Here is a 25326-nt window from a genome sequence, read left to right on the forward strand (position 1 = left end):
TACGCGCAGGGTTCCTACACGCGGAACTTCCAGGACCATTGGGATCTGCCCGGCGGCTATGAAGCTTCGGCAGGCTCGGTCGAGGACGGCGGCGAGCGTGAGTTCACCCGCACGGAGGATTGGCGCGTTAACGTAAAGCTAGGCTTCACGCCGAACGCCACGGACGAATATTCGATCAGCTACACGCGGCAGGAAGGCGCGAAGAACGCGCCGCTCCATGTCACCGACACGGCGACGCAGCGCAATTGGGCGTGGCCACAGTGGGACGTGGAGAGCATTTATTTCCTGTCGACGACGGCGCTGGGCGACAATGCCACGCTCAAGACCCGGGCCTACCGCAACAAGCTCGACAACCTGCTCCGCTCCTTCGACACCGCCGCACAGACGGCGCAGACGCGCCCGCGCGCCTTCAACAGCCCGTACAACGACACCGCATGGGGCGGCTCGGCGCAGCTCGATGTCGATCTCACCGACAGCTACGGCCTCAGCGTCGCCGCGCACTACCGCCGCGACAAGCATATCGAGTCGCAGCAGGTCTTCCCGGCCGGCACGTGGGAGCCCGATCAGGAGAACCTCGAGGAAACGTGGAGCGTCGCGGTCGAGAACCGTCTCGCGCTGTCGCCGACGCTCACGTTCACCGCAGGCGCCAGCTACGACTGGCGCGACCTCAAGCGCGCGGAGGAATATGGCGCCGTCCCCGGCCTTCCGGGCAATCGCCTGTTCTCCTATCCGATCCGCAACAGCAGCGCGCTGAACGGGCAGGGGCGGCTCGTCTGGACGCCGGACGATGCGACGCGCGTCCACGCCAGCATCTCGTCGCGTGCGCGTTTCCCCACCGTGTTCGAACGCTTCAGTTCGCGCTTCGGCGGCGCCACCTCGAACCCGGACCTGAAGGCGGAGCGCGCCACCAATTTCGAGATCGGCGGCAGCCGCCAGTATGGCGCTGTACGCGTGGAAGGCGCGGCGTTTTATTCGCGCGTTACCGACGTGATCGTCGCCTTCCCGACCATCATCGAGGTCTGCACGGCGCCCGGTGTCTGCGATCCGCAGGCCGTCACGCAAAGCCGCAACCTCGGCAAGGGCGACTATTACGGCGTCGAGCTGTCGCTCGATGCGCGCCTCGGCGAGACGCTCGGCCTCGGCGCCAACTACACGTGGACGCACCGGAGCCTCGATGATCCGTCGAATGCGGCGTTCCAGCCCACTGGCGTGCCGGAACACAAAGCGTTTGTCTGGGCGGACTGGTCGCCGGCCTCGCGCCTCCACATCGTCCCGAATGTCGACATCGCGTCGAGCCGCTGGACCGTGAACACGGCCGGCACGCGCTACTACAAAACCGGCAGCCACGTGCTCGCCAACCTGCGCATCGATTTCGACGTGATGGAGAACGTGACGCTCGGTATCGGCGCGCGCAACCTGTTCGACGAGACCTACCAGCTCACCGACGGCTTCCCGGAGCCGGGCCGCAGCTTCTTCGCGAGCGTCAGGGCTCGGCTGTAGGGCACGTCTGCAGGTTTCACCATCATGAAGTCACGGCCGATTGAGACGTCGAGTTGCACGGGCAAACACTTGGTGATCCGGGACGACGACCCGGCATTGATCGCGGCGCTGAACTCGCCTGCCTTCTACATCGCCGCGCTCGGATCGCGGAAGAACCAGGCGATCCGCCGCGAACGACTCGCCGCTGCCGGATTCAACGATACGGCATTGGCACGTGTTCATGGCCCCGCCGGGCTTGCCATCGGCGCGGCGAACCCCGCCGAGATCGCGCTTTCGATCGCCGCCCAGATGATCGCGGTGCGGCGCGGCGCGTGAAGTTCGGCCCCGTCCCCCTCGAGCGCGCGGAGGGCGCGTATCTCGCCCACGCGGTCCACACCGGCGCGCGACGGATCGCGAAGGGCAAGCGTCTTGATGCGGCGGACATCGCCGATGCCCGCGCGGCGGGCCTAGCCGAACTCGTCGTGGCAGCGCTCGAAAGCGATGATCTGCACGAGGATGCCGCCGCTGCCCTGCTCGCATCCGCCGCTGCGGGCCCCGGCCTCACCGCCCAGCCGCCCGCGCACGGCCGCGCCAACATCGTTGCCGACACCGCCGGGCTTCTGCTCGTGGAAACCGCCGCGATCGATGCCGTGAATGCCCATAACGAGGCGGTGACGCTGGGAACGCTCGCCCCGTTCGCGCCCGCCGCAAAGGGCGAGATCGTCGCAACGGTGAAGATCATCCCCTTCGCCGTGCCCGAGCCCCTGACCCGAAGCGCGGCGAACAGCGCGCGAGGCGTGCTGCGGTTGGCACCGTTCGGCAGGCGCCGCGTCGCTTTCATCCAGACGACGCTCCCCGGCACATCCGCCAAGCTGCTCGCGAAAACCGCGGAGGTGACGGAGGCACGCTGCGCCGCGCTCGGCCTTGCCGCATGGCGCGAAATGCGCTGCGCGCATACGGCGAATGCGCTCGCAGCCGTACTTGCGGAGACGGCGGATGCCGACATCGTCCTCATCAGCGGCGCCTCGGCGATCAGCGACCGGCGCGACGTGATCCCCGCCGCGATCGAACAGGCAGGGGGCGCGGTGCTGCGGCTCGGGATGCCGGTCGATCCCGGCAATCTCCTGTGCCTCGCGCGTATCGGTACGCGGCCGGTGATCGGCCTTCCCGGCTGCGCGCGCAGCCCGCGCCGCAACGGCTTCGATTGGGTTCTGGAGCGGCTGTGGGCGGGCCTCGACGTGACAGGCGCAGACATCGCCTGCATGGGTGCGGGCGGGCTTCTCGCCGACGTCCCTCGCACCGAACCGCGCCGGGCTGCGATGATCCATTGATCTTCCGTGGTGACGGACAGATAGTGCCGTCCTCAATAGGCATCACGGGCCGGAGCAGCGCAGATAACGCCCGTACATGCCCGATCGTTCTTAAGCAATACTGCAACGCGTCCAGCGCATGTTCAACGACGATGCCGTTGCAGGAGCGGACGTTGAAATAACTGATCTCGATCCATGCATCGGGCAGTGCCCTCGGTTCGAGGGCAAGGATCGCGCTCCACGTCGTGGCATGCTCGGGTGCAAGCGCAGTATTGGCGCGCGACGAGGAAGATGGCCGCGCCCGCCGGATAGCCTGTGTCGACATGGTTTGCGGCGTACGCGCGAGTACGCGTTCTGCACGCTGATGGATGCGAGCGGGTCATGCTGATCTGCTCGTAATCTCCTGGTCAGGTTGGAAAATATAATAGCTGCACATGGCCAGAACTACACTATTGACGTCGCCTCCTGCTGGTCGTGGCGGGAAACTCAGAGACGAGTAGCGGGAGGGTTGGGGTGCTCCAATCAGCCTCATGTTTGATGGTTCGCGACTATGAACGGCCCCCTTTCTAAGTGGTCCAAAATTGATGATATTTTGGATCATGATTACTTCATCCCAACGCTGGTCCGGTCCTTGTTAGAAAGGCCGGTCTGTTTGGATCGGAGCAGGCAGGCCCGCTATATGATTCGGCGGTGTCGAATAGGGTGACGCCGTGATCGTGGGCGATACGGACCAGCTTTATCTCCTCATCTCCTCCGCCTTGTCGACAAGCGGTCCGTGAAGGGCCTTCATGCCTATACAGGCAAGGCCAAGAACCGAAACTTCCAGACTGTTTCCCAATATGCGCGGCTTCATCTCGCAACTCCTTGTCTGACAATGAGGCCGACTGGTGGTCGCTACCGCGAGTTCAAGATGCCTTAATCTCAGCGAGCCATCCTTTGATCTCATTGAGCGTCCGGCGCTCCTGATCTGCTTCCATCACGAAAGGCGGCTCGATCGGTACGCCGGGCGCGTGGCTGGTGAGGATCGACAAGCTGTTGCCAACGCCATAGCTGCCGTGCGTGATGAAGGGCCGGATGATCTTGCCCCTGAAATCGTATGCCTTGAGATAGGAGCGGATCGGTGGCGGAGTCGTCTCCCCCCAGATCGGGAATCCGAGAAAAATCGTGTCGTAACCAGCAATGTCGGGGCCTCGTTCTGCAAGAGGCGGCTCATAGCCCTGATCCCGCTCCCGCCGCGCCCTCTCGACGTGCTCCTCGTAGTCCAATGGATAGGGCTGCGCTGGTCTTATCTCGAAGAGGTCAGCGGCAAGTACGCGCTGAAGAGTGTCGGCAATAACCCGCGTATTTCCCGATCGGGTGACATAGGCCACCAGCGTCCTCGATCCTGCCCCTTGCGAGCCGCTGCCCGTTTCCGCACACGCCGCAGTACCGGCAGCCAGCGAAAAAATGGCGGGGGCCGCAAGAAGTGAGCGCAGCGACAGGCTGTTCATCGGAACCATCACAACCTCAGCGTTTCGGCGGGGCTTCGACGCCGGAAAAGGCGAGCACGGCGTCGGGAAGGCGCGCACCCTGGACCTGAATAGCCGCGACAGCACGGTTAAGCTCGGCCATCTCGGCGGGCGTCAGTTGCACCGCCGCTGCCCCGACATTCTCGATCATATGCGCCATTTGCGTGGTTCCGGGAATCGGCACGATCCAGGGCTTCTGCGCCATCAGCCATACGAGTGCGATTTGCGTGGGCGTCGCCTGCTTGTGCTCCGCCCATTGTCTTAGCAGCGCGACGAGCGCGAGGTTGGCGGTCATATTCTCCGGCGAGAAGCGTGACTCAACCTTGCGAATGTCGCCATCCGCGAACCGCGTCTGCCCGTCGATCGCGCCAGTGAGGAAACCTACTCCGAGTGGACTCCACGGCACGAAGCCGATGCCGAGTTCCTCGCAGAGCGGAATCACCCACGCCTCCGGCCCGCGCCACAGCATCGAATATTCATTCTGAACGGCGGTGACGGGTAGCTCCGCATGAGCATGCCGCAACGTGTTACGGCCCATCTCGCATAAGCCCCAATGCAGAACTTTCCCCTGCGCCTTGAGATCCTTGATGGCGCCGGCAACATCCTCGATCGGAACGTCCGGATCGACCCGGTGCTGATAAAGAAGGTCGATGCGATCGGTGCGAAGGCGCCTCAGCATTCCTTCGACCGCTAGCTTAATATGGTCCGGACGGCTATTGAGGCCTGGGCCACGCGCGCCGGTTTCGAGGTCGATATTCCATCCGAATTTGGTTGCGATCACAATCTGGTCGCGGAAAGGCGCGACACCTTCGCCAAGGATACGCTCAACTTCGTGAGGACCGTAGGCTTCGGCCGCATCGAAGAAGGTGACGCCGCGGTCGAAGGCTGTCCGGATGATGTTGTGCATCTCGGATCGGCTGGGGATCGTCGTCTGGTATGTGCGGCTCATATTCTGGACGCCGATGCCGATACCCGACACTTCGAGCGACCCGAGCCGCTTTCGCGCGCTCGACTGGGTAGCTGGATAACGAACAGAGCCGATGGCCGGAGGCGCAGCCCGCGCGGCAGTGGCACTGAGCAGCGGCACCGCCGCGAGGCCGCCGCCTGCCGCCAGCAAGCCGCGACGACTAATCTCATTTCCGTTAGCGTCAGCCATGACCCGTCTATACTTTCAAATGTCGGCGGGACCGCCGCGCCGCCGGGATTTTTCGACCTAAAACTTTCGGGTGCCGAGCCACTTCACCATCGCCGGGTCGCGGTGGTCGAAGAAGCTGCTGGCCTTCTTGTCGAGCGTCGCGATTGTAGCGAGGTCTTGGTCATCGAGCCGGAAGTCGAAGATCGCGAAATTCTCCGCCATGCGCTCCTTGCGCACCGACTTGGGGATGGCGACAATGCCGCGCTGGTTCAGCCAGCGCAGGACGACCTGCGCGATGCTCTTGCCGTGCTTGCCCGCGATCGACTGGAGCACGTCGTTGGAGAACAGTCCGCTCTTGCCCTCGGCAAACGGTCCCCATGCTTCGGGCTGGACCTTGTACTCTTCCAGAATCTTCTGCGCGTCGTCCTGCTGATGGAAAGGGTGGATCTCGATCTGGTTCACCGCAGGGCTGGTCTCGTTGTGAAGCACGAAATCCACCAGTCGATCAGGGTAGAAATTGCTGACGCCGATCGCGCGAATGCGCCCGTCGCGGTTCAACTCCTCCATCGCCCGCCAGGCGCCATAAACATCGCCATAGGGCTGATGGATCAACCAAAGGTCGAGATAGTCGAACTGCAACTTGTTGATCGAACGTTCGAAGGCCGCCTTCGCGCCCTCATAGCTCGCGTCCTCAATCCAGAGCTTGGTCGTGACGAACAGCTCGCTTCGGTCGATCCCGTGGGCTTTAATCGCTGCGCCGACGGCCTCCTCATTGCCGTAGGAGGTCGCGGTGTCGAGAAGCCGATAGCCAACGTCGATGGCATCGCGGACGCTGCGTTCGCACTCCGCAGGATCGGGCACCTGAAACACGCCGAAACCCAAGCTTGGCATCTGCACGCCGTTGTTCAGCGTCACAGCGGGAATATTGCTGGTCATGGTGTTGCTTTCTCTTAGATCACTCAGCGATTGACGAAGCTCTGGTGTGAAGCGGGATAGCGTGCGCCCTCGATCTTGATCCCGGCCAGCGCCTTGTCGATACGTTCAAGATCGTCGCCGGTCAGCGCGACGGCCGCCGCCCCGATATTCTCCTCAAGACGATGCAGCTTGGTGGTGCCGGGGATAGGCACGATCCACGGGCTCTGTGCGAGCAGCCAGGCCAGCGCGATCTGTGCCGCCGTCGCGCCCTTTTCCGTCGCGATGGAGGTGACGAGATCCACGACCGTCTGATTTGCCTTGAGCGCGTCAGGCGTAAATCGCGGCACGGTGCTGCGAAAGTCCTTCTCGCCGAAGGTGGCGTTGGAGTCGATTTTCCCCGTCAGGAACCCTTTGCCCAGCGGTGCGAAGGGAACGAAGCCGATGCCAAGTTCTTCCAGCACGGGAAGGATTTCAGCTTCCGGCTCGCGCCACCACATCGAATATTCGCTTTGCAGGGCGGCGACCGGCTGCACGGCATGGGCGCGCCGGATAGAATCCGCGCCAGCTTCCGACAGGCCGAAATGCCCGACTTTTCCCGCTTCGATGAGTTCCTTAACGGCGCCGGCTACCTCTTCGATCGGCACGTTGGGGTCGACGCGGTGCTGATAGAAAAGGTCGATCCAGTCGGTGCGAAGGCGCTTCAGCGCCGCGTCGGCGACTTGGCGGATGCTATCGGGCCGGCTGTCGAGTCCTTCGGCCGGCACTCCGTTACGGAAGCCGAACTTGGTCGCGATCACCACCTGATGGCGGACTGGTTCGAGTGCTTCACCTACAACTTCCTCGTTTAGCCCCGGCCCATAGGCTTCCGCCGTATCGAAGAAGGTCACGCCACGCTCATACGCCGCCCGGATGAGTTCGATCGCATCCTTTCGGTCGGTCGCCGGGCCATAGCCGTAGCTCAAGCCCATGCAGCCAAGGCCGAGCGCCGAAACCTCCAGCCCACTGTTACCAAGAATGCGCTTTTGCACGACCGTCGCTCCTTCACCTGGCCGTTGCGGCAGCAGGCAGACTGCACAACCCTTCAGTTTCAAGATGAATATAGCGCGCTCACACTTTCGCGATTAGATGCTATAATCTGCTAGTCGTCATAAGTTGAGCTAAACAATGTCGAACGAGAACTTCAACGTGTTGGCCGCCTTCGCGGTCGTGGCGAGGGAACGCAGTTTCACCCGTGCCGCCGCTCAGTTGGGCGTGTCGCAGTCCGCGCTCAGCCAGACCGTGAAGGGCCTGGAAGCGCGGCTCGGGATGCGGTTGCTTACCCGCACGACCCGCAGTGTCGCGCCAACCGAGGCAGGTGAGCGACTGCTGAACAGCGTCGCACCGCGTTTCGAGGAGATCGAGCAGGAACTGGCCGCGATGAGCGTACTGCGCGAGAAACCCGCCGGCACGATCCGCATCACCGCCGGGGAGCATCCGGCGATGACCGTGCTTCAGGCAGGGCTTGTCCGATTCTTGCTCGACTATCCAGATATCCATGTCGAAATCATCGTCGATTATGGCCTCACCGATATTGTCGCGGAAGGCTTCGACGCCGGGGTTCGGCTTGGCGAACAGGTCGCCAAGGACATGGTTGCCGTACGGATCGGTCCCGATATGCGGATGGCTGTGGTCGGCTCGCCCGCCTATTTCGAGAAGCATCCGCAACCGCAGACGCCGCAGGAGCTGACGGCGCATAATTGCATCAACATCCGCCTGCCGACCTACGGGGGTCTCTTTCCGTGGGAATTCGACAAGGACGGGCGCGAGGTTAAAGTCCGGGTCGAAGGCCAACTCGTGTTCAACAACGTCGCGTTGCGGCTCAATTCAGCCCTTGCCGGACTCGGCCTTGCCTACATGCCCGAAGATCAGGCGCTCGATCAAATTAACGCGGGGCGGCTTGTTCGGGTTTTGGAAGACTGGTGCGAACCATTCCCCGGGTACCATCTCTACTATCCGAGCCGCCGCCATGCATCCCCGGCCTTTGCAATCATGGTCGACGCGCTGCGCTATCGCGGCTGATAAAGGGCTCGTGCGCGTCACGCATCCGCTTCGTCACTCCCGGATATTCAGCGTGGCGAGGGCTTCGGTCAGCGCCGTGCGGGCGCGATTGGCGGCGGCGATGTCGCCCCATTGCTCCAACCCGCCGGTCAACTGGTGAAGCTGCGCGGGCGTGAGGCCCACCCGGATGCTGGCGGCCATGTGCGAGCGGAGTTGTGATTCCACGCCCGGCGTTGCGGCCAGCGCGCCGACGGTGGCCAGCTCGCGGCTTTGCCAGTCGAGATTGTCGCGCTCGAAGATATCGCCGAAGAGATGGGACTGAAGGAACTCGTTGATGACTGGCGCGAACTCGAACACTGGTCCCGCGACCGGCGCGCCGGAAATCCTCGTCTGATTGGCTCTGCCGACGGCGCGCAACTCTTCGCCGGTCAGGATCGCCTTGATCGGCTCGCGTCCGGGTGCATCCTGGATACCCCGCTGCTTGCGCTCCCCCACCAGCTTCGCCAGCTCGCCCAGCGCGTTGAGGCTGCGCGGGAAGCCGGCATAGGCGTAGAGCTGGACGAGGATTTCCCTAGCCTCGCTGATGGAGAGGCCAGCATCCAGTCCGCGGGTCAAGGCGGCATTGAGCCGGGGCATGTCGCTCGTGGCCATTGCGGCGGCGATCAGCGGGATGGCCGCCTGTTTGGCGGACAGGGTCTGGAAGGCGACTTGATTGCTACTCATGCTATGCGCCTCCGAGGCGTTCTGCTGCGCGTGGACTGAGGGAGGCGCCACCCCGAAGGCAAACACAAGCACGGTTATTCCGAGGCTCGCTGGACGACGATCAGCGCGCATTATATTCTTCATCGGTCACCTTCTCCATCCACTCCACGCTCTTGCCGTTCACCACGCCCGTGACGGCCAGGTGGGTCATGGCGGTCTTGGGCGCGGCGCCGTGCCAGTGCTTGATGTCGGGCGGGCATTCGATCACGTCGCCGGGATGGATTTCCTGGATCGGTTTGCCCGCCTCCTGGGTCAGGCCCACGCCCGACATTACGATCAGACGCTGCCCTGCGGGATGCGTATGCCAGGCGGACCGTGCCCCGGGCTCGAACGTCACATAGGCACTTGACGCATTGACCTCCGGGGTCGCGGCGAACAGGGGGTCGACGCGCACCCGGCCGGTGAAGTTCTCCTCCGGTCCTGCGACGGACGCCCGGGTTCCAACGCGGCTGATCTGCTGGCCGGTCGCGGAGCCATCGGGCCGGGCTTCGACGCCTGTCGCAGCGAGCGTGGAAAGGGCGACCGAGGCGGCAATTTTCTTCATTGAGAGACGTGTGGACCACTTTCACAATGTCACCTCAGTTGCAGGGGATCAGGTCATCGGCACTGTCGTTAAGCCGGCCACTTCGTCAGGGGCCAATTGTTGGTAGATGTGATGGTATATGACACAGGAATGGTGGAAATACGCGAATAGTAACAATCATATAGCCGCCTTTGATCGTTCCCGTAGGGGTCACCACCATTCGCACGTTGTGCGGATATGGCCGTGCAGATGGCGGCTGCTTTATCCTCTGATATCGTTTGATGGTCTGCTCGCATCGTGGTGCATGGATAAGTGCTGCCGGAGTCGGCTGAATTTACAATCTCTTCGCTTGCTAATGGAAAGCGCTTTCGCAGCGCTGCGCAAACGCGCGATTGTTTCGGTGCTGGCACAATCGTTGCTTGTTTTGAAAACGGGCGACTATGCGCCCGACAGGGGGGATCCAACATGCAACGCTTTATCGTTGCCGCATGGTGCGGCGCTGCCATGACGCTTGCCGCATCGGCGCAGGCCGCGGTGATCAATTACACGTTCACGACCAACGAGGCTGTCGGCGGGACGTTCGACGGCATCGCGGTTTCGGGCAGTTTCAGCTACGATAACACGCCGGGTGGCGCCCTTGTCGTCCCGAACGCCCCGGTCGCCGGAGCCATCATCTACATCGGTAATGTTACGGACTTCACGGCCGAGGTCGGCAGCAAGACGGTGAGCTACACGAAAGGCAACGTGGTTGTCGGCAACGACAAGTTCAATCCGCCGGCGACGCCGGGCGCGCCCTTCGATATCGTGCAGCTTGTTCCGACGACGGGATTCAGCGGCTGGACCGAGCTAGGATACACGCTGGTGAGCGCCGACATCCTGTTCGTCGAATCGGCTCTCGGGTTCGATTTCCTCGACAATCAGGCGCTCCCTGAGATGCTGAACGAAAACCGGCCTGACGTGCCGGGGTTGTTTTCGCTTCTTTTCCGTCCTGTGGTCGGCGGCCCCGATGTTCGCGTATTCTGGACCGGGTTCATCGTCGAGCGGGTGCCCGAGCCGGCCGCGTTGGCGCTGTTCGGCCTTGGTCTCGTGGGCCTTGGTTTCACGCGTCGCCGCCGCGTTTGAGCGTACGTTCGAGGATATCTTGCAAATAAACGGAGCGCGCCGCTGCGCGCGCTCCCCATTGGCAATGAACGAACACGCCCGGTCGTTGTCGGGTTACTTTACAGTTTGAAGACGGTGCGCGGGCCGCATCGTTTGAAATACGTGCTTTCCGGCGATTGGCCCCCTTTTTGCTTTCAAATGGAAAGTGGCGGATTCGCGTGCTGGAAGGCATGTCTTTGAGTTCGCAATGAAATCCGGTCTCCGATAGGGAGGCCCGACCGGCGTGCTGCACCCTGCATTTGCCGAACGCTTTTCTGCGTCTTGTTAACTATTCTCTTGCTACTGCTTTCATCGCTGTTAGCATTCGCGCCACTCGCGCCCGCGGGTACCTATTAGTAACCATAAGCTTACCCGGGGGCGTCATGCCGAAGCCCATTTCTGAAATTCGCAAGCCTGAGATCGTGCAGGCTGCCATCAAGGCGATTGGCCGCGAAGGCCTGCCCATGCCTTCCTACGATTCGATCGCCAAGGAAGCGGACATGTCGCGGCAGCTCATCCGGCACTATTTCCCCGATCCCGAAGGCCTGATGGTCGCGGTGTGCGATGCGCTGGCGGCAAGCTACCGCGACTGCCTGATGAAAGGCATCATCGAGGCTGCCGTGACCGAGCGCCTGCCGATGTTCCTCGATTTCTATTTCGACTTCCTCGCGGGGAACCAGAAGCCGAAGGACGATGGCGTTTACGACGCGATGTTCTCGCTTGCTGCGAGTTCCGAGGCGGTGCGCATGAACCTCAGCGGGCAGTATAATCTGCTCCAGTACACGATCGCGCACGAGATCCAGATCAGCAACCCGACGCTGAGCCAGAAGGCATGTCGCGAAATCGCCTTTCTGTTCGTGGCCCTGATGTATGGGCACTGGAAGATGGTGGCGACACTCGGCTTTTCCGAAGACTACAACCGGGTGACGCGCGAGGCGGTCGACCGGCTGATCGCATCCTACGTGCAAAACTACCACGATCCCGATCTAGACTGAGCGGGGCCACTGGCTTCGGCTTGCGCGACAGGCCCGCAGCCTGCGATACGTCTGCCTTGATGGTGAAGGCAGGCATGGCGTCCACGACAGAAGAAACGAAACGGCGCCGCGCGCGCCGGCAGACACCGGCGCTGCGGCGGCAGGATCTGCTCGCGGTGACGATCAGCTGTCTCGCGCAGCTCGGCCCGCGCGGCACCACGGGGCGTGAAATCTGCCGCCGGGCCGGCGTGTCGCACGGGCTGCTGCGCCATTATTTCAGCAATCCCGACAACCTGCTGCTGGAAACCTATCAGGAGCTTTGCGACAGCTTCATCGCGCGCTTCGCGGAAGAACTCGCAGCCGGATACGCGGACCCGTGGAAGACGATCGATCGGCTGTTCGAGGTGCATTTCAGCGACGAATGGTCGAACCCCGATATCCTTGGTGCGTGGATCGCCTTCTGGGCGCTTGTCCGCAACAATCCGGACTTCGCCGCGGTGAGCGTGGATTACAACGCGCGCTTGCAGGCGCTGCTCGCTCAGGCTGTGGCGCGGCTTCCTGAGGGCCCGGTGCCGCCGCGCGATATCGCCGCGCTCGTCTCGGCGACGATGGACGGGCTGTGGCTCGATTACAGCCTCTCGTCCGCGCGCCTGCCGCGTGCGCGTGCGCTCGATCTTGCAAAGACGATGCTGCGGCGGCTGGCGCCTCCGGCTTAGGCCGCAACCTCCAGCGCTTCCGACGCGGCGAGCCACTCTGCCTCGGTAGCTTGAATCCGGTCCGTCAGATCGGCACGCAGTTTCATCAGTTCGCCCATCGTCTTCCTCGCGTGCGCGGGGGCGGCCGCCGAGGGGTCGAACATCGCAAGGTCGACCGCGCTGCGTTCGGCGGCGAGTTTCGCAAGGTCCGCTTCGAAAGCCTTCACGGCGGCACGCAGGCGCTTTTCCTGCTCGCGTGTGTCGGCTGCGGCTTTGCGGGCTCCCTTGCGGTTCCCGGAGGATGCGCCGCCTGTCTGCCGGTCGTTCGATTTGCCGAGCACGAAGTCGGTATAATCCTCAAGGCTACCCGTGAAGTCCTCGGCACGGCCGCCGTCCACCAGGACCAGACGATCGGCGGTCAGCTCGAGCATGTGGCGATCGTGGCTGACGAGCATGACTGCACCGGAATATTCGTTCAGCGCCTGCACCAGTGCCTCGCGCGAATCGACGTCGAGGTGGTTGGTCGGTTCGTCGAGGATCAGCATGTGGGGCGCCTCGCGCGTGATGAGCGCGAGCGCCAGCCGCGCGCGCTCGCCGCCCGAAAGCTTGCCGACCTTGGTGAGGGCCTTGTCGCCGGAGAAGCCAAAACGCCCGAGCTGCGCGCGGACGGCACCGGGCGTCGCGCCCTTCATGATGCGCGTCATGTGCTCGAGCGGCGTGTCTTCGGTATCGAGTTCTTCGACCTGGTACTGCGTGAAATAGCCGACGCGCATCTTGCCCGCCGTGCGCATGTCGCCCTCCATCGGCGGCAGCTGCGCGGCGAGCAGGCGGGCAAGCGTGGTCTTGCCGTTGCCGTTGCGGCCGAGCAGCGCCACGCGGTCATCCGGATCGAGGCGAAGGTTGAGGCGCGAGAGGATCGGGTTGCCCTCGGTGTAGCCCACCGATGCCATGTCGAGCGTGACGAGGGGCGGCTTCAGCTCGCTCGGGTTCGGAAATTCGAAGCTGAGGCTGGGGTCTTCGGCGATCGCGGCGATCGGCTGCATCTTCGCCAGCGCCTTGGCGCGCGACTGTGCCTGCCGCGCGGTGCTCGCACGGGCGCTGTTGCGGGCGATGTAATCCTGCAGCTTCTCGCGCTGCCGGGTCTGCGCGGAGCGTGCCGCCTCGAGCTGCGCCAGCCGTTCGGCCCGCTGCCGCTCGAACGCATCGTAGCCGCCCGGGTAGAGTGTGATCTTGCCGCCTTCGAGATGCAGGATGTGATCGACGACGTTGTTCAGCAGGTCGCGCTCGTGGCTGATGATGATCATCGTCGCGCGGTAGGTCTTCAGGAAGTTTTCGAGCCAGAGCGTCGCTTCGAGGTCGAGGTGGTTCGAAGGCTCGTCGAGCAGCAGCAGGTCGGGTTCCGAGAAGAGCAGGGCGGCGAGCGCGACGCGCATCTTCCAGCCGCCCGAATAGCTATCAAGCGTGCGGCCCTGCATCTCCTCGTCGAAGCCGAGGCCGACGAGGATGCGCGCGGCGCGTGCCTCCGCCGTCCACGCATCGATGGCGTTCAGGCGTTCGTGAATTTCGGAAATGCGATCGGGGTCGGTCGCGGTTTCGGACTCGGTGAGGAGGGCAGCGCGCTCCGTATCCGCCGCGAGCACGGTTTCAAGCGGCGTCGCGGTGCCGGCAGGGGCTTCCTGTGCGATATAGCCCATGCGTGAACGGTTCGCGGTCTCGATCTCGCCGCCATCGGCTTCGAGGAGGCCGCACATAACACGCATCAGTGTGGACTTGCCCGCGCCGTTGCGCCCGATCAGCCCGACACGGCTTCCCGTGGGCAGCGACGCGGTCGCGCCGTCCAGAATGATGCGGCCGCCAAGCCGCACGGTGATGCCGTTGATATTGAGCATGGGCGGGGGCGATACACGAATGTTCGTGCTCTGTCAGGTGGAGATGCTCTTGCGTTTTAAATGGCTGATCAGCGCATCGATGGTGGAGCGAAGGTGTTTCTGTTGGGCCTTTGCTTCCTCGGCTGTCAGAACGAGTTGTTCGTAAGTCGGTCCGTCTGCACCATAGCGGACCAAACGGAAGATATAGATGTCGCGGCCAGCATCGGTGCGCGCCGTTTCGACGGTTCCGTGAGCGAGGAAACCGCGAAGGATTTCAAAAGCCTTGAAGCGATCGAGCAGTTTCAGAATCCGCGCCGAGTTCAGGCCGATCGGCGCATTGATCTCGGCTATTTTCCGCAGTCGTTCGAATTTCTGACCGGCAAGATGCGGGAATTTCGGTTTGAGCGCGGCATATTCGGGACGGTTCGCTGCATCGTTCAGCAGCGGCGCGAGCGCGTGCTCCAGTTGTGCGAACTTGTCGATGACCCAGCCGCGAAAAAGGTGGGCGTCATGGCGGCGATGGGCTGCCGGATCGACAGCGACCGGAGGCTCGCTCTGCATCGCGGTCATGGCAGGTGCGTCAGGCCGCGCGGACGCGGGCGAGGAAGCGGTCGACCTCTGTGGTGAGCGTGCTGGCCTGCCGGTTGAGGTCGGCGGCTGCGTCGAGTGCGTCTTTTGCCGCGATGCCTGTCGCCTCGACGCCGGAGCGTACCTGATCGATGTTGCGCGCGACGGCGTGCGTGCTGTCGGACGCCTGATGCGTATTGCGTGCGATTTCGGAGGTTGTGGCGGCCTGCTGCTCGACGGCAGCGGCGACCGTGGCGGCGATGCCGTTGATTTCGCCGATCGTGGAGACGATCTCCTCGATCGCACCGACGGTTTCGCGCGTCACCGACTGGATCGCGCCGATGCGTTCGTTGATGTCGATCGTGGCCTTGCTGGTCTGGTTCGCGAGCGCCTTGATCTCGCTGGCGACGACAGCGAAGCCGCGCCCTGCCTCGCCGGCGCGGGCCGCCTCGATGGTCGCGTTCAGTGCGAGCAGGTTGGTCTGCTCGGCGATCGAATTGATGAGGCCGACGATCTCACCGATCTTCTCGGCATCGACCGAAAGTCCGGCGACGATCTCGTCCGTGGCGCGGGCGCGCGACACGGCCTGCTCCGACATCGCCGAGGACTCGACGACCCGGTGCGAGACTTCGGCGAGCGAGCGGGCCATTTCCTCGGACGCATTGGCAACGGTGAGCGCGTTGTGGCTGGCTTCCTCCGCCGAGACCGTCACATCGGTGACGAGTACGGCGCTGCTGCGCGCTGCGTCGCTTACCTGCTGCGAGCCCGCCGCGATCTGGCGCGCCGCACTGTCTACGGCGGCGACGACGTGGCGAACGCTGGTTTCGAATGCGTCGGCAAGCTCGCTAAGCGCGGCGCGTTTCTCGGCGGCGGCGTGCTGGCGCTCGGTTTCGCGTTCGGCGCGTGCGGCTTCCTCGCGCTCGCGGTCGCGGCGTTCGGCTTCCACCGCGGCGCGGCGGCGCTCTTCGACTTCGGTCGCGTTCTCCTTGAACACGGCCACGGCCCGCGCCATGTCGCCAACCTCGTCGCGCCGCTGTGCGCCTTCGATGTGCGTGCCGGTTTCGCCGCGGGCGAGCGCGAGCATCGTGTTCGCCATGGTCGCGATCGGGCGTGCGATCAGATGGTTGGTGAGGAGACCCGCGACGATCGACACGCCGATACCGGCGGCGCCGGCAAGAAGCGTGATGAGAATCGCGCCGCCGGCGGCAGCCTGTGCGGCGAGATCGGCCATGCCCTGCTGATCGGCGATCGCTTCGGAGAACGCCTCCACGTTGCGCTCGAACGCCGGGCCTGTCTTGCCGAGCAGCCGGTCGACGGCTGCGTCGCGGTCGCTGGTGCGGCGGACGATCTCGTCGAACGCCTTGTCGTAGGCGACGAGGCTGACGATGATGCCGTCGGCCTTGCGCGTGAGCGCCGGATCGGTGAGGCCTTCGAACACGCCGTTCAGCGCATCTTCGAGGTTGAGGAGGTCGGATTTGGTCTGCTTCACGATCTCGGGCGAGGGCGAGGAGAGATAGCGGTTCACATCGACCCGCAGCAGCGAATAGGTTTCGAGTGCGAGCGCTGCATTATAGGCTGTCTGATGGTCGCCTGCGCGGTGGCTCGCCGTGACGATATCGTGGAGTGCGGCGCCGATTTCCGGCCCCTTGGCCTCGATGGTACCGGACACGAGGCGGGTGATCGCGGTCTGGTTTTCGACGATCCCGCGGAACTCGGTGCGGAAAACGCCGCGTAGCCGGTCGATGCGCGCGAGCGTGGCCTCCTCGCCGACTATGGCCGCGCCGTCTTCGGCGCGCTTCAGCGCATCCTGTGCCGCATTGAGGCTTGTGTTGACCTCCGCGACGAGCGCGGCGTCGGGGCGGATGACATAGTCCTTGATACGACCCTGCGCGGTCATCGCAGTGGCGTGGGCGCGGGCAATCGAGCGGGCGCTGTCGGCAAGGTGGGCGACTTCGGAGACGGTGGAACGGGTGACGAGAAGCGAGCCGGTGGCGACCATCGCAAGCACCGCCATCGCGAGCCCGCCGATGCCGTAGCTCACCAGCACCTTCTTGCTGATCTTCCAGTGGGTTATGATCGCGATAAACGGCGACACGTCAACGCGCGCGATCAAATCCCTGAAACGCTCCATAGCCAGCACAAGCCCCATACACCGGGAAAAGCGGCACATCCGGTTCCCGCCCCATCCGCATACGGCCGGCGGTGTTTCATCATGGTTAACATTGCGCGGGTTTTCAGCGCGCGGGCCAGAACCCTTTGAGCCACGCAGAAACGGCGGCGATTCCGGCTGCGTCCAATTCCACCGCTTCTCCGAGCGCCGGGAGTTTCGGCCAGCCGGCATCCGGGAACGCGCGGTCTTCGAAGCTGCGGGTGCCCTCGTAGCGGGGGATCACGTGGGAATGGACGTGCGGGTCCACCATCATCAGCATCAGGTAGTTGAGCTTGGTGTGATCGACGGCGGCGCGAAGCGCGGTCTCGATATCGCGGCTGACGTTCGCGAGTTCCGCATAGGCGGCGGGTTCGAGGTCCGCGAAGGCTGTGGCGTCCGACTTCGCGGCGAGCACGAGGCTGCCGAGCGTGGGCTGTGCGGGGCGGAGCAGAACGATCCAGTGGTCGTATTCGGCAACCAGCGTTGCCGGGTAGCCGAAGCGGCGGATGGTGTCGTTCACGCCGCGCTTCCGTCGCTGAGCCACGAGGCGAGGGCGCCGCGGCGCCGCGCGACGATCGCCTGCAGCAGCCGGACGAAATGGAAGACGAGACTGAGCACCGTCCACGCCGTTACGCCGAGAAGCCCGAGATCGGGGCGCGAGAACAGCATACTGACGAACAGGATCACCATGTTGGGGTTGCGGCGCGCGGTGATCAGGCGGAAATCGGTGTCGACCTTCTGCCAGACGTGGATGTGCATTCCGGCGACGTGGATGAACCAGCCCTCGATGAGCCGCTGCAGCACATAGCCGCCGACCATCACGCCCATCACCATCCAGAACACGGGCGGATCGAGTGCGAGGCCATGCGCAGCGAGGCCGACGCCCCACGCGTACCACCAGAAGGGCGGGTGCACGAGATCGAGCCCGTGATCGAAGACATTGCCCCACCACGACGAGGTGATCGTGCAGCGCGCGAGCTTGCCGTCGACGGTGTCGAGCACCATGAAGACGAGGCCTGCCGCCATGCCGGTCCAGTAGTGGCCGTCCCAGAAGAGGATCGTCGCCCACACGCAGAGCGCAGCGCCGATCGTCGTCACCATGTTGGGCGTCATGCCGATGCGTGCGGCGATGCGGGTGAGGACGAGCGCCCATTCGGGCCACAGATACTTGGTGAGGATGTCGGTGACGCCCTTGTAGGCGCCGAAGTAGCTCGCGCGTTCGATGGCGCGGACGTTCGCCGGGATCAGCTCGATCAGGAACGGGCGTTCGCGCTTTCGGAGTGTGGCGTTGTAGATGGTGATGCCGTCTTCATAGGCGGTGACGGCAAGCCCTTCCGCCCAGGCATTGCTGCCAGCCTCTATGGCATCGCGCACGGCTTCGGCGCGGTCAGGCGGTACGTTCGCGAGTACTGGGCGACCGCCGAGGGTGAGGGCGGTGCCGGGGCGTTCAGCGATCCAACCGAACCACTGCGGGTCGAAAGCGAAGCGGGTGTCGGCGACGATGACGCCCGACTGATCCGCCTGCGGTGCGCGTGCGGCTGCGATGCGTCGGATGCGTTCGGCGGAAGACATGCCCCAGATCGGCGTTTCGTTCTTTCCTGCGAGAAGAAGCGTCGTTGGCGTGTCCACAGGTCTCTCAGTCGGTTTGCAGCCCAGCGGTGCTTATAGACGGAGAGGGAAGAGGCGCAAGTTTGGGGGCGGGCAGATATTGGCCATCCCACTGCAGCGGCGCGGCATCGGCCCACGCGCTGGCGGGCAGCGCTTCGAGCGCCTGCAGATAGGCGCGGCCCACGGCAAGCTGCGAGAGGCCGCAGGCGTTCGTGAACTGCGTGAGCTGGTGGCCGGGGTTCCAGTTGCCCTCGATGAGCACGGGGCCGCAATCGGCAAGGCCGATGTCCCAGCCGATGAGGCCATAACCGGCGCCAATCGTCGCGTGCGCCGCGATGGCGAGCCGGACGGCGGCGTCGGCGAGATCGCGCAGGTCGATCTCTTCGAGTGAAATGCCGGTCGCGGGGTGACGCCGCAGATGCCGGATGCGGCCGTCTGCCTTGCCGATGACGTCTCCGGCGGTGCCGTCCACGACGGCGGCGGCAAGGCCTCCACGGCTGAAATTATCGACCGGCCCCGATCCGCCGCCGATGCGGAGCACGAGCCCGTGCGCGGCGAGCGTTCCGCCGAGGCGGAACGTATGCACGCGCAGCGTCGGGAGGGCGCCCGGGGAAATGTCCGACAGGCGCGGCGCCGTTCGCAATGCCTGCTGGAGGAGGCCGCCGCGGCCGACGACACGCGCCAGATGTGCCGCCAGCGCGTCGGCCTGAAAGCGCGTTCCGTTGCTGTCCGCCCAGCCGTGCGCGATGCGCCGGTAGCGGGCGACGCCGCGGCCGCGCGAGCTGTAGTTCGGCTTGGCGACGATCTCGCCGTGCCGTTCGAACCAGGCGGCAACGGCGGTGGGAGAAGCCGGGCCGGAGAAGGTTTCCGGCGCCGGCAATTCCGCGTTCGCAATGACGGCGGCGAAGCTGCGCTTGTCCTTGAGCAGGCTGGAGGCGAGTGGGATGGCGGCGGGATTGAGCAGCCGGTGGATGCCGCGGCGGTAGAGCTGCGACAGGTAATGCGCGGGGTCGACGATCCCCGCGAGCAGGCGCGCCTCGTCTTCGGGGATGCCGAGCGCGCGGCAGCGGGGGTCGTGCGTGCTGCGCCCTGCCAGCTTCCCGAGACCGGCGGCAAGCGCACGCTGGCGCGGCGTCCAGTGCCGGAGCAACTGTTCGTGATAGAAGCCGAGCAGCGGGTCGCCGCCAGAGATCGGGGGCAGGGGGCGCGTGGTGATCATCGCCCGCCGCCGTATCGCCACCGTGTGACGGCTTGAGGACTTATTGCGGGACACGGCGTTTTTTACGGTTTTTTCCGCCACGCGATTGCGCTAGGCAGCACGCGCGAGAGAACAGGAGAGACGCGCGCGATGGCCGAATTCACGCTTCCGAAGAACAGCAAGGTGAACGGCAAGGGCAAGGCTTACAAGGCCCCCGAGGGCGCGACGCACATCAAGACGTTCAAAATCTACCGCTGGTCGCCGGACGACAGCGAGAATCCGCGCATGGACAGCTATGAGCTCGATCTCGACAGCTGCGGGCCGATGGTTCTCGACGCGCTCATCAAGATCAAGAACGAGGTCGATCCGACGCTGACCTTCCGCCGCTCGTGCCGCGAGGGTATCTGCGGTTCGTGCTCGATGAACATCGACGGTTCGAACACGCTCGCCTGCACGAAGCCGATCGACGAAGTGAAGGGCGACGTTGCGATCACGCCGCTGCCGCACATGGAGGTCGTGAAAGACCTCGTGCCCGACTTCAAGCACTTCTACGCGCAGTACGCTTCGATCAAGCCGTGGTTGCAGACCGTTTCCACGACGCCTTCGGGCAAGGAGCGCGTGCAGTCTCCGGAAGACCGCGAGAAGCTGGACGGGCTCTATGAGTGCATCCTCTGCGCGTGCTGCTCGACGGGCTGCCCGAGCTACTGGTGGAACTCCGACAAGTTCCTTGGCCCGGCGATCCTGCTGCAGGCTTATCGCTGGCTCGCGGACAGCCGTGACGAGATGACCGGCGAGCGGCTCGATGCGCTGGAAGATCCGTTCCGGCTCTATCGCTGCCACACCATCATGAACTGCGCGAACGTCTGCCCGAAGGGCCTGAATCCGGCGAAAGCGATCGCGGAGATCAAGAAGATGATGGTCGAACGCCAGCTCTGAAGCATCCAGTGCGGTTCCTCTAAGTCGATCATTTCCCAAACGAAATAAACCATTTCGCAAGACTTGGGCCGCTAGCGTCCACCACCATGGAAGGGTGGGTCCATAAAACTGCGATTGCCGCGCTCGTTCTCCTCGCTTCGGCGGGGACGGCGGCGGCTGCCGATTGGAAATCGACCGTGACGCGGCTCATCGCCGCGCAGCACTCCTATCCGCGCAGCGCGCAGATCCGGGGCGATCAAGGCACCGCGAAGGTACGGATCAGCGTGGATGCCGGGGGCAAGATCACGGGTGTCGAACTCGTCGAGCCGACCGGATCGCAAATCCTCGACCGCGAGGCCGTGCGCATTCCGCAGAAGATCGGCACCGTGCCACCACCACCGGGCGGCCCCACCAAGCTGGTGATCCCCATCGCCTGGAAGCTAACATAGAGTGTGTATGTTCAGCCTATGGCGGGCTGAATCTCCACACGCTCTGGAGTGCGATTAGGCGTCCTGCTTCACGATTTCCGTCATGGTGACGCCGAGGTGTTCGTCGACGAGCACGACCTCTCCGCGCGCGACGAGGCGGTCGTTCACGAAGATTTCGATCGCTTCGCCGACGCGCCGATCAAGCTCGATCACGGCGCCGGGCGCGAGCTTCAGGAGCTGGCTGACTTCCACCGCCGAGCGGCCGAGCACCGCCTGCACGCGCACGGGCACATCGAACACCGATTCGAGCTCCACCGCGCCGGGCAGGCCGTCGGCAGCGTCCTCCGGCGAAACTTCCGCCGCATAGGCGCGCGTGGGTTCATAATCGGGACGCAGGTCGTCCATGGTGCTTCTCCCTCGGTAGGACGCAGGCATCAGAATACGAACTCCTCGCTGCCGTCGCGGTTGTCGGCGAGAACGATCTCGCCCGTGTCTGCGAGCTGCTTTGCCACCTGAACGATCGCCTGCCGGGCTTCTTCCGCCTCGCGCAGGCGAATGGGGCCCATCAGCTCCATATCCTCGCGCAGGATGCGGGCGGCGCGCTCCGACATGCTCATGAAGAAGAATTCGCGCAGTGCCTCGCCGGCGCCTTTCAGCGCCGCGGCGAGCCGGTTCTTGTCGATGTTGCGCAGCAGCGTCTGGATGCTGGCGGCATCGAGCCGGGCCAGATCCTCGAACGTGAACATCAGCGCGCGGATGCGCTCGGCGGCATCGAAGGCGCGGTCTTCGAGCGCCAGCATGAAGCGCGCCTCTGCATCGCGGTCGAGGTGATTGAAAATCTCGGCCATCACTTCGTGCGTGTCGCGGCGCGCGCTGTGCGCGGGGTTCGACAGCAGATCGGCGCGCAGTGTCTCCTCGACCGTATCGAGCACATCCTGCCGCACGGCGCCGACGCGGAGCATCCTGAGCACGACATCCATCGCGGTGTCTTCCGGCAGGCGCGAGAGGACGCGTGCGGCCTGCTCACGCCCGATCCGGCCGAGCACGACCGCCGCCGTCTGCGGGTGTTCACCGCGAAGATAGGCGGCGAGAACGTCTTCGCTGACGTTGCCGAGCGTGTCCCACGTCGTCTCGCTCGCGGGCCTCGCCGTCTCCAGAGCCGCGGGGCTGGAGAGCTCGCCGGCGAATGTGGCCAGCAGGCGCTCGGCGAGCGGGGCGGGGACCGGGCCGATCCGGGCCATGGCGGCGCTGAGCGCCCGTGCCTCGTCGTTGCCGAGGTGTGCCCAGATCGCGCCGCCATGTTCGCGTCCGAGCGCGAGCATCAGCGCGGCGGCGCGCTCGACGCCGGTGAGCGCGGCAAGCGGTTCCGCCGGTGCGGCGAAGGGTTCGGCGCGGAGGGCTGCTGCGCGGGCGCTCATGCGGACATCCACTGGCGGACAATGGCAGCGGCAGCGGCGGGGCGCGCGGCGACGGCATCACCGGCACGGCGAAGCGTGGGGCTGTGTGTGGTATCGTTCGTGAACGCGAAGGCTGCGGGCTGTGCAGACTCGATCGCTTCGGGTTCAGGCGCGGACGTTACGACGGGCGTGCGCCGTCCGAACATGCGCAGGATCAGGAACAGCGCGGCGAGCGCAAGAATGCCGATGAGAAGCGCGCGTGCGAGCGGCAGAAACGTATCCACGGTGCCCGCAAACGCAGGTGCGGCCTCGGCGCGCGCGAAGCGCACGGTCTCGACGGTCAGCGAGTCGCCGCGCATCGCGTCGAAGCCGACCGCGCCCTGCGCAAGACGTGTGAAGCGCGCGAGTTCGGCCTTCGTGCGCGGCTGGTAGCCTACGCCGTCCAGCCCTTCGACATGGCGGCCGTCCACCATGACGGAAACGGTGAGGCGGCGAATCTGGCCGCTGCTCCTGATCGTCGTCGTCTCGGTGCTGTTCGTGCCGGGGTCGCCAGCCTCTGTAACCTGCCGTGTCTGGTCCGGTTCGATCTCTACCGAAACGACGGCGCGCACGTTCTCGCGGCCGACGATCGCGCCGATCATCGCTTCGACCTGTTCGCGAAGCCGGGCTTCGACGCTGGTCTGCCGGTCAGAAACGGGAACGGCTGCGGTGGGGGCTGGATTGGCGGCGGCGGGGGCAGGGTCGCGCAGCAACACAAGGCCGAGCAGCGCTGCGGCCGCACAGAGCAGGGCGATCAGCAGCAACTGCGGCTTTCCGTTCTGCTCCGGCGCTTTCGACTCTGGCGCTTTTACGGCCTGTTCCACGCGCACACGTTTCCCGACGTTCAAACAATGCGGAACTGTGCGGCCGGGATGGTGAAAATGACGTAAAGAAATGGCGTGCCGCGGCGTGGTGTCGCCATGCGCCGGACGCAGAAAGGGCGGAAGACGTCCCCCGATGTCTCCCGCCCTTTGGCAGGCGCCCGCACAGGAAGGGGCGCCGGTTCTTTAATTCGGTGTCAGGCGCTTTCGCGATCGTAGAGCGCCCGGTAGTGCTGAACGCGCGTGACGCGGAGGCCGGGCATACCGACACGGTCCACGGCGCGCTCCCATGCCGCGAATTCCTCGGGGCTGAGGCCATAGCGCTCGCACGCGTCGTCCGCAGAGATGAGCCCGCCCTTCACCGCAGCCACGACCTCGGCCTTGCGGCGCACCACCCAGCGGCGCGTGTCCGAGGGCGGCAACGTGTCGAGCGTAAGCGGCTCCCCCAGGGGGCCGATCACTGATGCAGGGCGAAACTTCTGATTTTCCATCATTATTCTTTTGGCTCCAACACTACGCGACTGCCTTGTTGATGCACCCTAGCCTCAGACCCTTAAAAGAACGCCTAAACGCCAAGGTAAATTCTGCGGCAACAGAGCTTAACGCCGCCCTTCCCGACTTAGTGTTTGAAATCGTTGTACCTGCCTTTAGCGAATCACCGGGACCGAGGAACCGCAAGCGCGGCCTTCGGCACCACATACGGGACGGAAGGTGCAAAAATGGTAAGCGACCTCTATATGCGCGGGCATGAGCAGCATAACTGACCTCGGCGGCCTCCGGCCCGGTGCGCGTGTTGTCGTCGCCATGTCCGGCGGCGTCGACTCGAGCGTTGTCGCGGCGCTCGTGAAGGAAGCTGGCTACGAGACGATTGGTGTTACGCTTCAGCTCTACGACCACGGCACGGCTGTGGGGAAGGCGGGCACCTGCTGCGCGGGGAGCGATATCCACGACGCGCGGCGTGTGGCGGACCGGCTCGGCATCGCGCATTACGTGCTCGACTACGAAAGCGCCTTCAAGGACAGCGTGATCGAGGCGTTCGCCGACGAATATGTGCAGGGACGCACGCCGATTCCCTGCGTGACGTGCAATCAGACGGTGAAGTTCCGCGATCTCCTGTCGGTCGCGCGCGACCTTGGCGCCGATGCGATGGCGACGGGCCATTATGTGCGGCGTGTGCAGGGGGCGGGCGGGGCGGAGCTTCACCGTGCGGTCGATCCGGCGCGCGACCAGAGCTATTTCCTGTTCGCGACGACGCGGGAGCAGCTCGGCTACCTGCGCTTCCCGCTCGGCGGCATGGAAAAGCCGGCGGTGCGCGAACATGCGCGGCGCTTCGGGCTGATCGTGGCAGATAAGCCGGACAGTCAGGACATCTGCTTCGTGCCCTCCGGCGACTATGCCGGAATCGTGCGCAAGCTGCGACCCGAGGCGGGCGAGCCGGGTGAGATCGTTGACATGGGCGGCGCCGTGCTCGGGCAGCATCGGGGCCTCATACACTATACGGTTGGCCAGCGGCGTGGGCTTGAGATCGGCGGGCTTTCCGATCCGCTATATGTCGTGCGGCTGGAGCCGGAGACGCGGCGCGTCGTCGTCGGGCCGCGTGCGGCGCTGGGTGTTGCTGCGGCGGTGCTCGGCAAGATCAACTGGCTCGGCGCGGACATTGGCGATGGCATCGACGTTCTCGCCAAGGTGCGATCGATGGCGAAGCCTGCGCCTGCGCGCTTCGATGGCCGCAGGGTGACGTTCGCGGCGCCGGAGTATGGCGTCGCGCCCGGGCAGGCGTGTGTTCTGTATGATGGCGAGCGCGTGCTCGGCGGGGGCTGGATCGACGGGACAGTTTCGGCGCTGGCCGCGGCCTGAA

General features: G+C 64.6%; 25 protein-coding genes and 1 pseudogene. 10 read left to right on the top strand and 16 right to left on the bottom strand.

Going from position 1 to position 25326, the window contains the following annotated elements:
* The 3 genes and pseudogenes from ACFQ00_RS06455 to ACFQ00_RS06465 all read left to right on the top strand — a co-directional run.
* A partial coding sequence (locus ACFQ00_RS06455) for a TonB-dependent receptor (RefSeq protein WP_381487936.1) occupies positions 1 to 1500 on the top strand: 1500 nt, incomplete at its 5' end.
* An 84-nt stretch (positions 1501 to 1584) separates the two neighbouring features.
* A pseudogene (locus tag ACFQ00_RS06460) lies at positions 1585 to 1815 on the top strand (XdhC family protein); the annotation flags it as partial.
* The gene (locus ACFQ00_RS06465; RefSeq protein ID WP_381487938.1) at positions 1812 to 2810 is read left to right on the top strand and encodes a molybdopterin-binding protein; all 999 of its coding nucleotides are present in this window, start codon (positions 1812 to 1814) and stop codon (positions 2808 to 2810) included. The pseudogene ACFQ00_RS06460 and the gene ACFQ00_RS06465, both read left to right, overlap by 4 nt.
* Positions 2811 to 3694: 884 nt before the next feature.
* Here the strand turns inward: ACFQ00_RS06465 and ACFQ00_RS06470 are convergent.
* Genes ACFQ00_RS06470 through ACFQ00_RS06485 form a run of 4 tightly spaced genes read right to left on the bottom strand, consistent with a single transcriptional unit; the run spans position 3695 to position 7375 of the window.
* Complete coding sequence (locus ACFQ00_RS06470) at positions 3695 to 4288, bottom strand: flavodoxin (protein WP_381487941.1); 594 nt, start codon at positions 4286 to 4288, stop codon at positions 3695 to 3697.
* Positions 4289 to 4295: 7 nt separating this feature from the next.
* Complete coding sequence (locus ACFQ00_RS06475) at positions 4296 to 5453, bottom strand: aldo/keto reductase (protein ID WP_381487943.1); 1158 nt, start codon at positions 5451 to 5453, stop codon at positions 4296 to 4298.
* Positions 5454 to 5510: 57 nt separating this feature from the next.
* The gene (locus tag ACFQ00_RS06480) at positions 5511 to 6368 is read right to left on the bottom strand and encodes an aldo/keto reductase (protein ID WP_381487946.1); all 858 of its coding nucleotides are present in this window, start codon (positions 6366 to 6368) and stop codon (positions 5511 to 5513) included.
* A 23-nt stretch (positions 6369 to 6391) separates the two neighbouring features.
* Positions 6392 to 7375 carry an aldo/keto reductase gene (locus tag ACFQ00_RS06485; RefSeq protein WP_381487949.1) on the bottom strand — a complete coding sequence of 328 codons (984 nt, stop codon included), beginning with the start codon at positions 7373 to 7375 and terminating at the stop codon, positions 6392 to 6394.
* A gap of 136 nt (positions 7376 to 7511) precedes the next feature.
* On the opposite strand from ACFQ00_RS06485, the gene ACFQ00_RS06490 reads away from it, so the two are divergent.
* On the top strand, positions 7512 to 8405 hold the full coding sequence (locus ACFQ00_RS06490; RefSeq protein ID WP_381487952.1) for a LysR family transcriptional regulator: 894 nt from the start codon (positions 7512 to 7514) through the stop codon (positions 8403 to 8405).
* A gap of 33 nt (positions 8406 to 8438) precedes the next feature.
* On the opposite strand, the gene ACFQ00_RS06495 is transcribed toward ACFQ00_RS06490, so the two are convergent.
* Both ACFQ00_RS06495 and ACFQ00_RS06500 read right to left on the bottom strand, forming a co-directional pair.
* Positions 8439 to 9107, bottom strand: a complete 669-nt coding sequence (locus ACFQ00_RS06495; RefSeq protein ID WP_381487954.1) for a carboxymuconolactone decarboxylase family protein — start codon at positions 9105 to 9107, stop codon at positions 8439 to 8441.
* Between the two features lie 100 nt (positions 9108 to 9207).
* Positions 9208 to 9690 carry a (R)-mandelonitrile lyase gene (locus tag ACFQ00_RS06500; protein ID WP_381487956.1) on the bottom strand — a complete coding sequence of 161 codons (483 nt, stop codon included), beginning with the start codon at positions 9688 to 9690 and terminating at the stop codon, positions 9208 to 9210.
* Between the two features lie 444 nt (positions 9691 to 10134).
* Between ACFQ00_RS06500 and ACFQ00_RS06505 the strand changes: the two genes are divergently transcribed.
* From ACFQ00_RS06505 to ACFQ00_RS06515, 3 genes are all read left to right on the top strand, one after another.
* A complete protein-coding gene (locus ACFQ00_RS06505; RefSeq protein WP_381487959.1) occupies positions 10135 to 10791 on the top strand; it encodes a PEP-CTERM sorting domain-containing protein in 657 nt (218 codons plus the stop codon).
* A 401-nt stretch (positions 10792 to 11192) separates the two neighbouring features.
* Positions 11193 to 11804 carry a TetR/AcrR family transcriptional regulator gene (locus ACFQ00_RS06510; protein WP_381487962.1) on the top strand — a complete coding sequence of 204 codons (612 nt, stop codon included), beginning with the start codon at positions 11193 to 11195 and terminating at the stop codon, positions 11802 to 11804.
* Between the two features lie 74 nt (positions 11805 to 11878).
* Complete coding sequence (locus ACFQ00_RS06515) at positions 11879 to 12499, top strand: TetR/AcrR family transcriptional regulator (protein WP_381487965.1); 621 nt, start codon at positions 11879 to 11881, stop codon at positions 12497 to 12499.
* Here the strand turns inward: ACFQ00_RS06515 and ACFQ00_RS06520 are convergent.
* The 6 genes from ACFQ00_RS06520 to ACFQ00_RS06545 form a co-directional block, all read right to left on the bottom strand.
* Complete coding sequence (locus ACFQ00_RS06520; RefSeq protein WP_381487968.1) at positions 12496 to 14367, bottom strand: ABC-F family ATP-binding cassette domain-containing protein; 1872 nt, start codon at positions 14365 to 14367, stop codon at positions 12496 to 12498. The two genes, ACFQ00_RS06515 and ACFQ00_RS06520, sit on opposite strands and share 4 nt — an antisense overlap.
* A 33-nt stretch (positions 14368 to 14400) precedes the next feature.
* Complete coding sequence (locus ACFQ00_RS06525; RefSeq protein ID WP_381487971.1) at positions 14401 to 14916, bottom strand: hypothetical protein; 516 nt, start codon at positions 14914 to 14916, stop codon at positions 14401 to 14403.
* Positions 14917 to 14926: 10 nt separating this feature from the next.
* On the bottom strand, positions 14927 to 17044 hold the full coding sequence (locus ACFQ00_RS06530) for a methyl-accepting chemotaxis protein (protein WP_381487974.1): 2118 nt from the start codon (positions 17042 to 17044) through the stop codon (positions 14927 to 14929).
* A 103-nt stretch (positions 17045 to 17147) separates the two neighbouring features.
* Positions 17148 to 17582 (bottom strand): HIT family protein, encoded by a 435-nt coding sequence (locus ACFQ00_RS06535; RefSeq protein ID WP_381487976.1) that lies wholly within the window; start codon positions 17580 to 17582, stop codon positions 17148 to 17150.
* The gene (locus tag ACFQ00_RS06540) at positions 17579 to 18634 is read right to left on the bottom strand and encodes a CDP-alcohol phosphatidyltransferase family protein (RefSeq protein ID WP_381488708.1); all 1056 of its coding nucleotides are present in this window, start codon (positions 18632 to 18634) and stop codon (positions 17579 to 17581) included. Before ACFQ00_RS06540 ends, ACFQ00_RS06535 begins: the two co-directional genes overlap by 4 nt.
* A 64-nt stretch (positions 18635 to 18698) precedes the next feature.
* Positions 18699 to 19889, bottom strand: a complete 1191-nt coding sequence (locus ACFQ00_RS06545; protein WP_381487979.1) for a sugar-transfer associated ATP-grasp domain-containing protein — start codon at positions 19887 to 19889, stop codon at positions 18699 to 18701.
* Between the two features lie 129 nt (positions 19890 to 20018).
* Between ACFQ00_RS06545 and ACFQ00_RS06550 the strand changes: the two genes are divergently transcribed.
* Together ACFQ00_RS06550 and ACFQ00_RS06555 are read left to right on the top strand one after the other, a co-directional pair.
* Positions 20019 to 20804 (top strand): succinate dehydrogenase iron-sulfur subunit, encoded by a 786-nt coding sequence (locus ACFQ00_RS06550; RefSeq protein WP_381487982.1) that lies wholly within the window; start codon positions 20019 to 20021, stop codon positions 20802 to 20804.
* 86 nt (positions 20805 to 20890) lie between these two features.
* A complete protein-coding gene (locus tag ACFQ00_RS06555; RefSeq protein ID WP_381487985.1) occupies positions 20891 to 21232 on the top strand; it encodes a TonB family protein in 342 nt (113 codons plus the stop codon).
* Between the two features lie 54 nt (positions 21233 to 21286).
* Here ACFQ00_RS06555 and fliN read toward each other — a convergent pair whose 3' ends face one another.
* From fliN to sciP, 4 genes are all read right to left on the bottom strand, one after another.
* Positions 21287 to 21616, bottom strand: a complete 330-nt coding sequence (gene fliN / locus ACFQ00_RS06560; protein WP_374598847.1) for a flagellar motor switch protein FliN — start codon at positions 21614 to 21616, stop codon at positions 21287 to 21289.
* A gap of 29 nt (positions 21617 to 21645) precedes the next feature.
* Positions 21646 to 22629, bottom strand: a complete 984-nt coding sequence (locus ACFQ00_RS06565) for a flagellar motor switch protein FliG (protein ID WP_381487989.1) — start codon at positions 22627 to 22629, stop codon at positions 21646 to 21648.
* The gene (locus ACFQ00_RS06570) at positions 22626 to 23471 is read right to left on the bottom strand and encodes a flagellar M-ring protein FliF C-terminal domain-containing protein (protein WP_381487992.1); all 846 of its coding nucleotides are present in this window, start codon (positions 23469 to 23471) and stop codon (positions 22626 to 22628) included. The genes ACFQ00_RS06565 and ACFQ00_RS06570 overlap by 4 nt, the downstream gene beginning before the upstream one ends.
* Before the next feature lie 194 nt (positions 23472 to 23665).
* A complete protein-coding gene (sciP, locus tag ACFQ00_RS06575; RefSeq protein ID WP_121047996.1) occupies positions 23666 to 23962 on the bottom strand; it encodes a CtrA inhibitor SciP in 297 nt (98 codons plus the stop codon).
* Between the two features lie 253 nt (positions 23963 to 24215).
* On the opposite strand from sciP, the gene mnmA reads away from it, so the two are divergent.
* Complete coding sequence (gene mnmA, locus ACFQ00_RS06580) at positions 24216 to 25325, top strand: tRNA 2-thiouridine(34) synthase MnmA (RefSeq protein WP_381487995.1); 1110 nt, start codon at positions 24216 to 24218, stop codon at positions 25323 to 25325.
* Position 25326 lies beyond the last annotated feature (1 nt).

Origin of the sequence: Sphingosinicella xenopeptidilytica, assembly GCF_042676985.1 — a bacterium.
Classification (GTDB): domain Bacteria; phylum Pseudomonadota; class Alphaproteobacteria; order Sphingomonadales; family Sphingomonadaceae; genus Sphingosinicella; species Sphingosinicella xenopeptidilytica.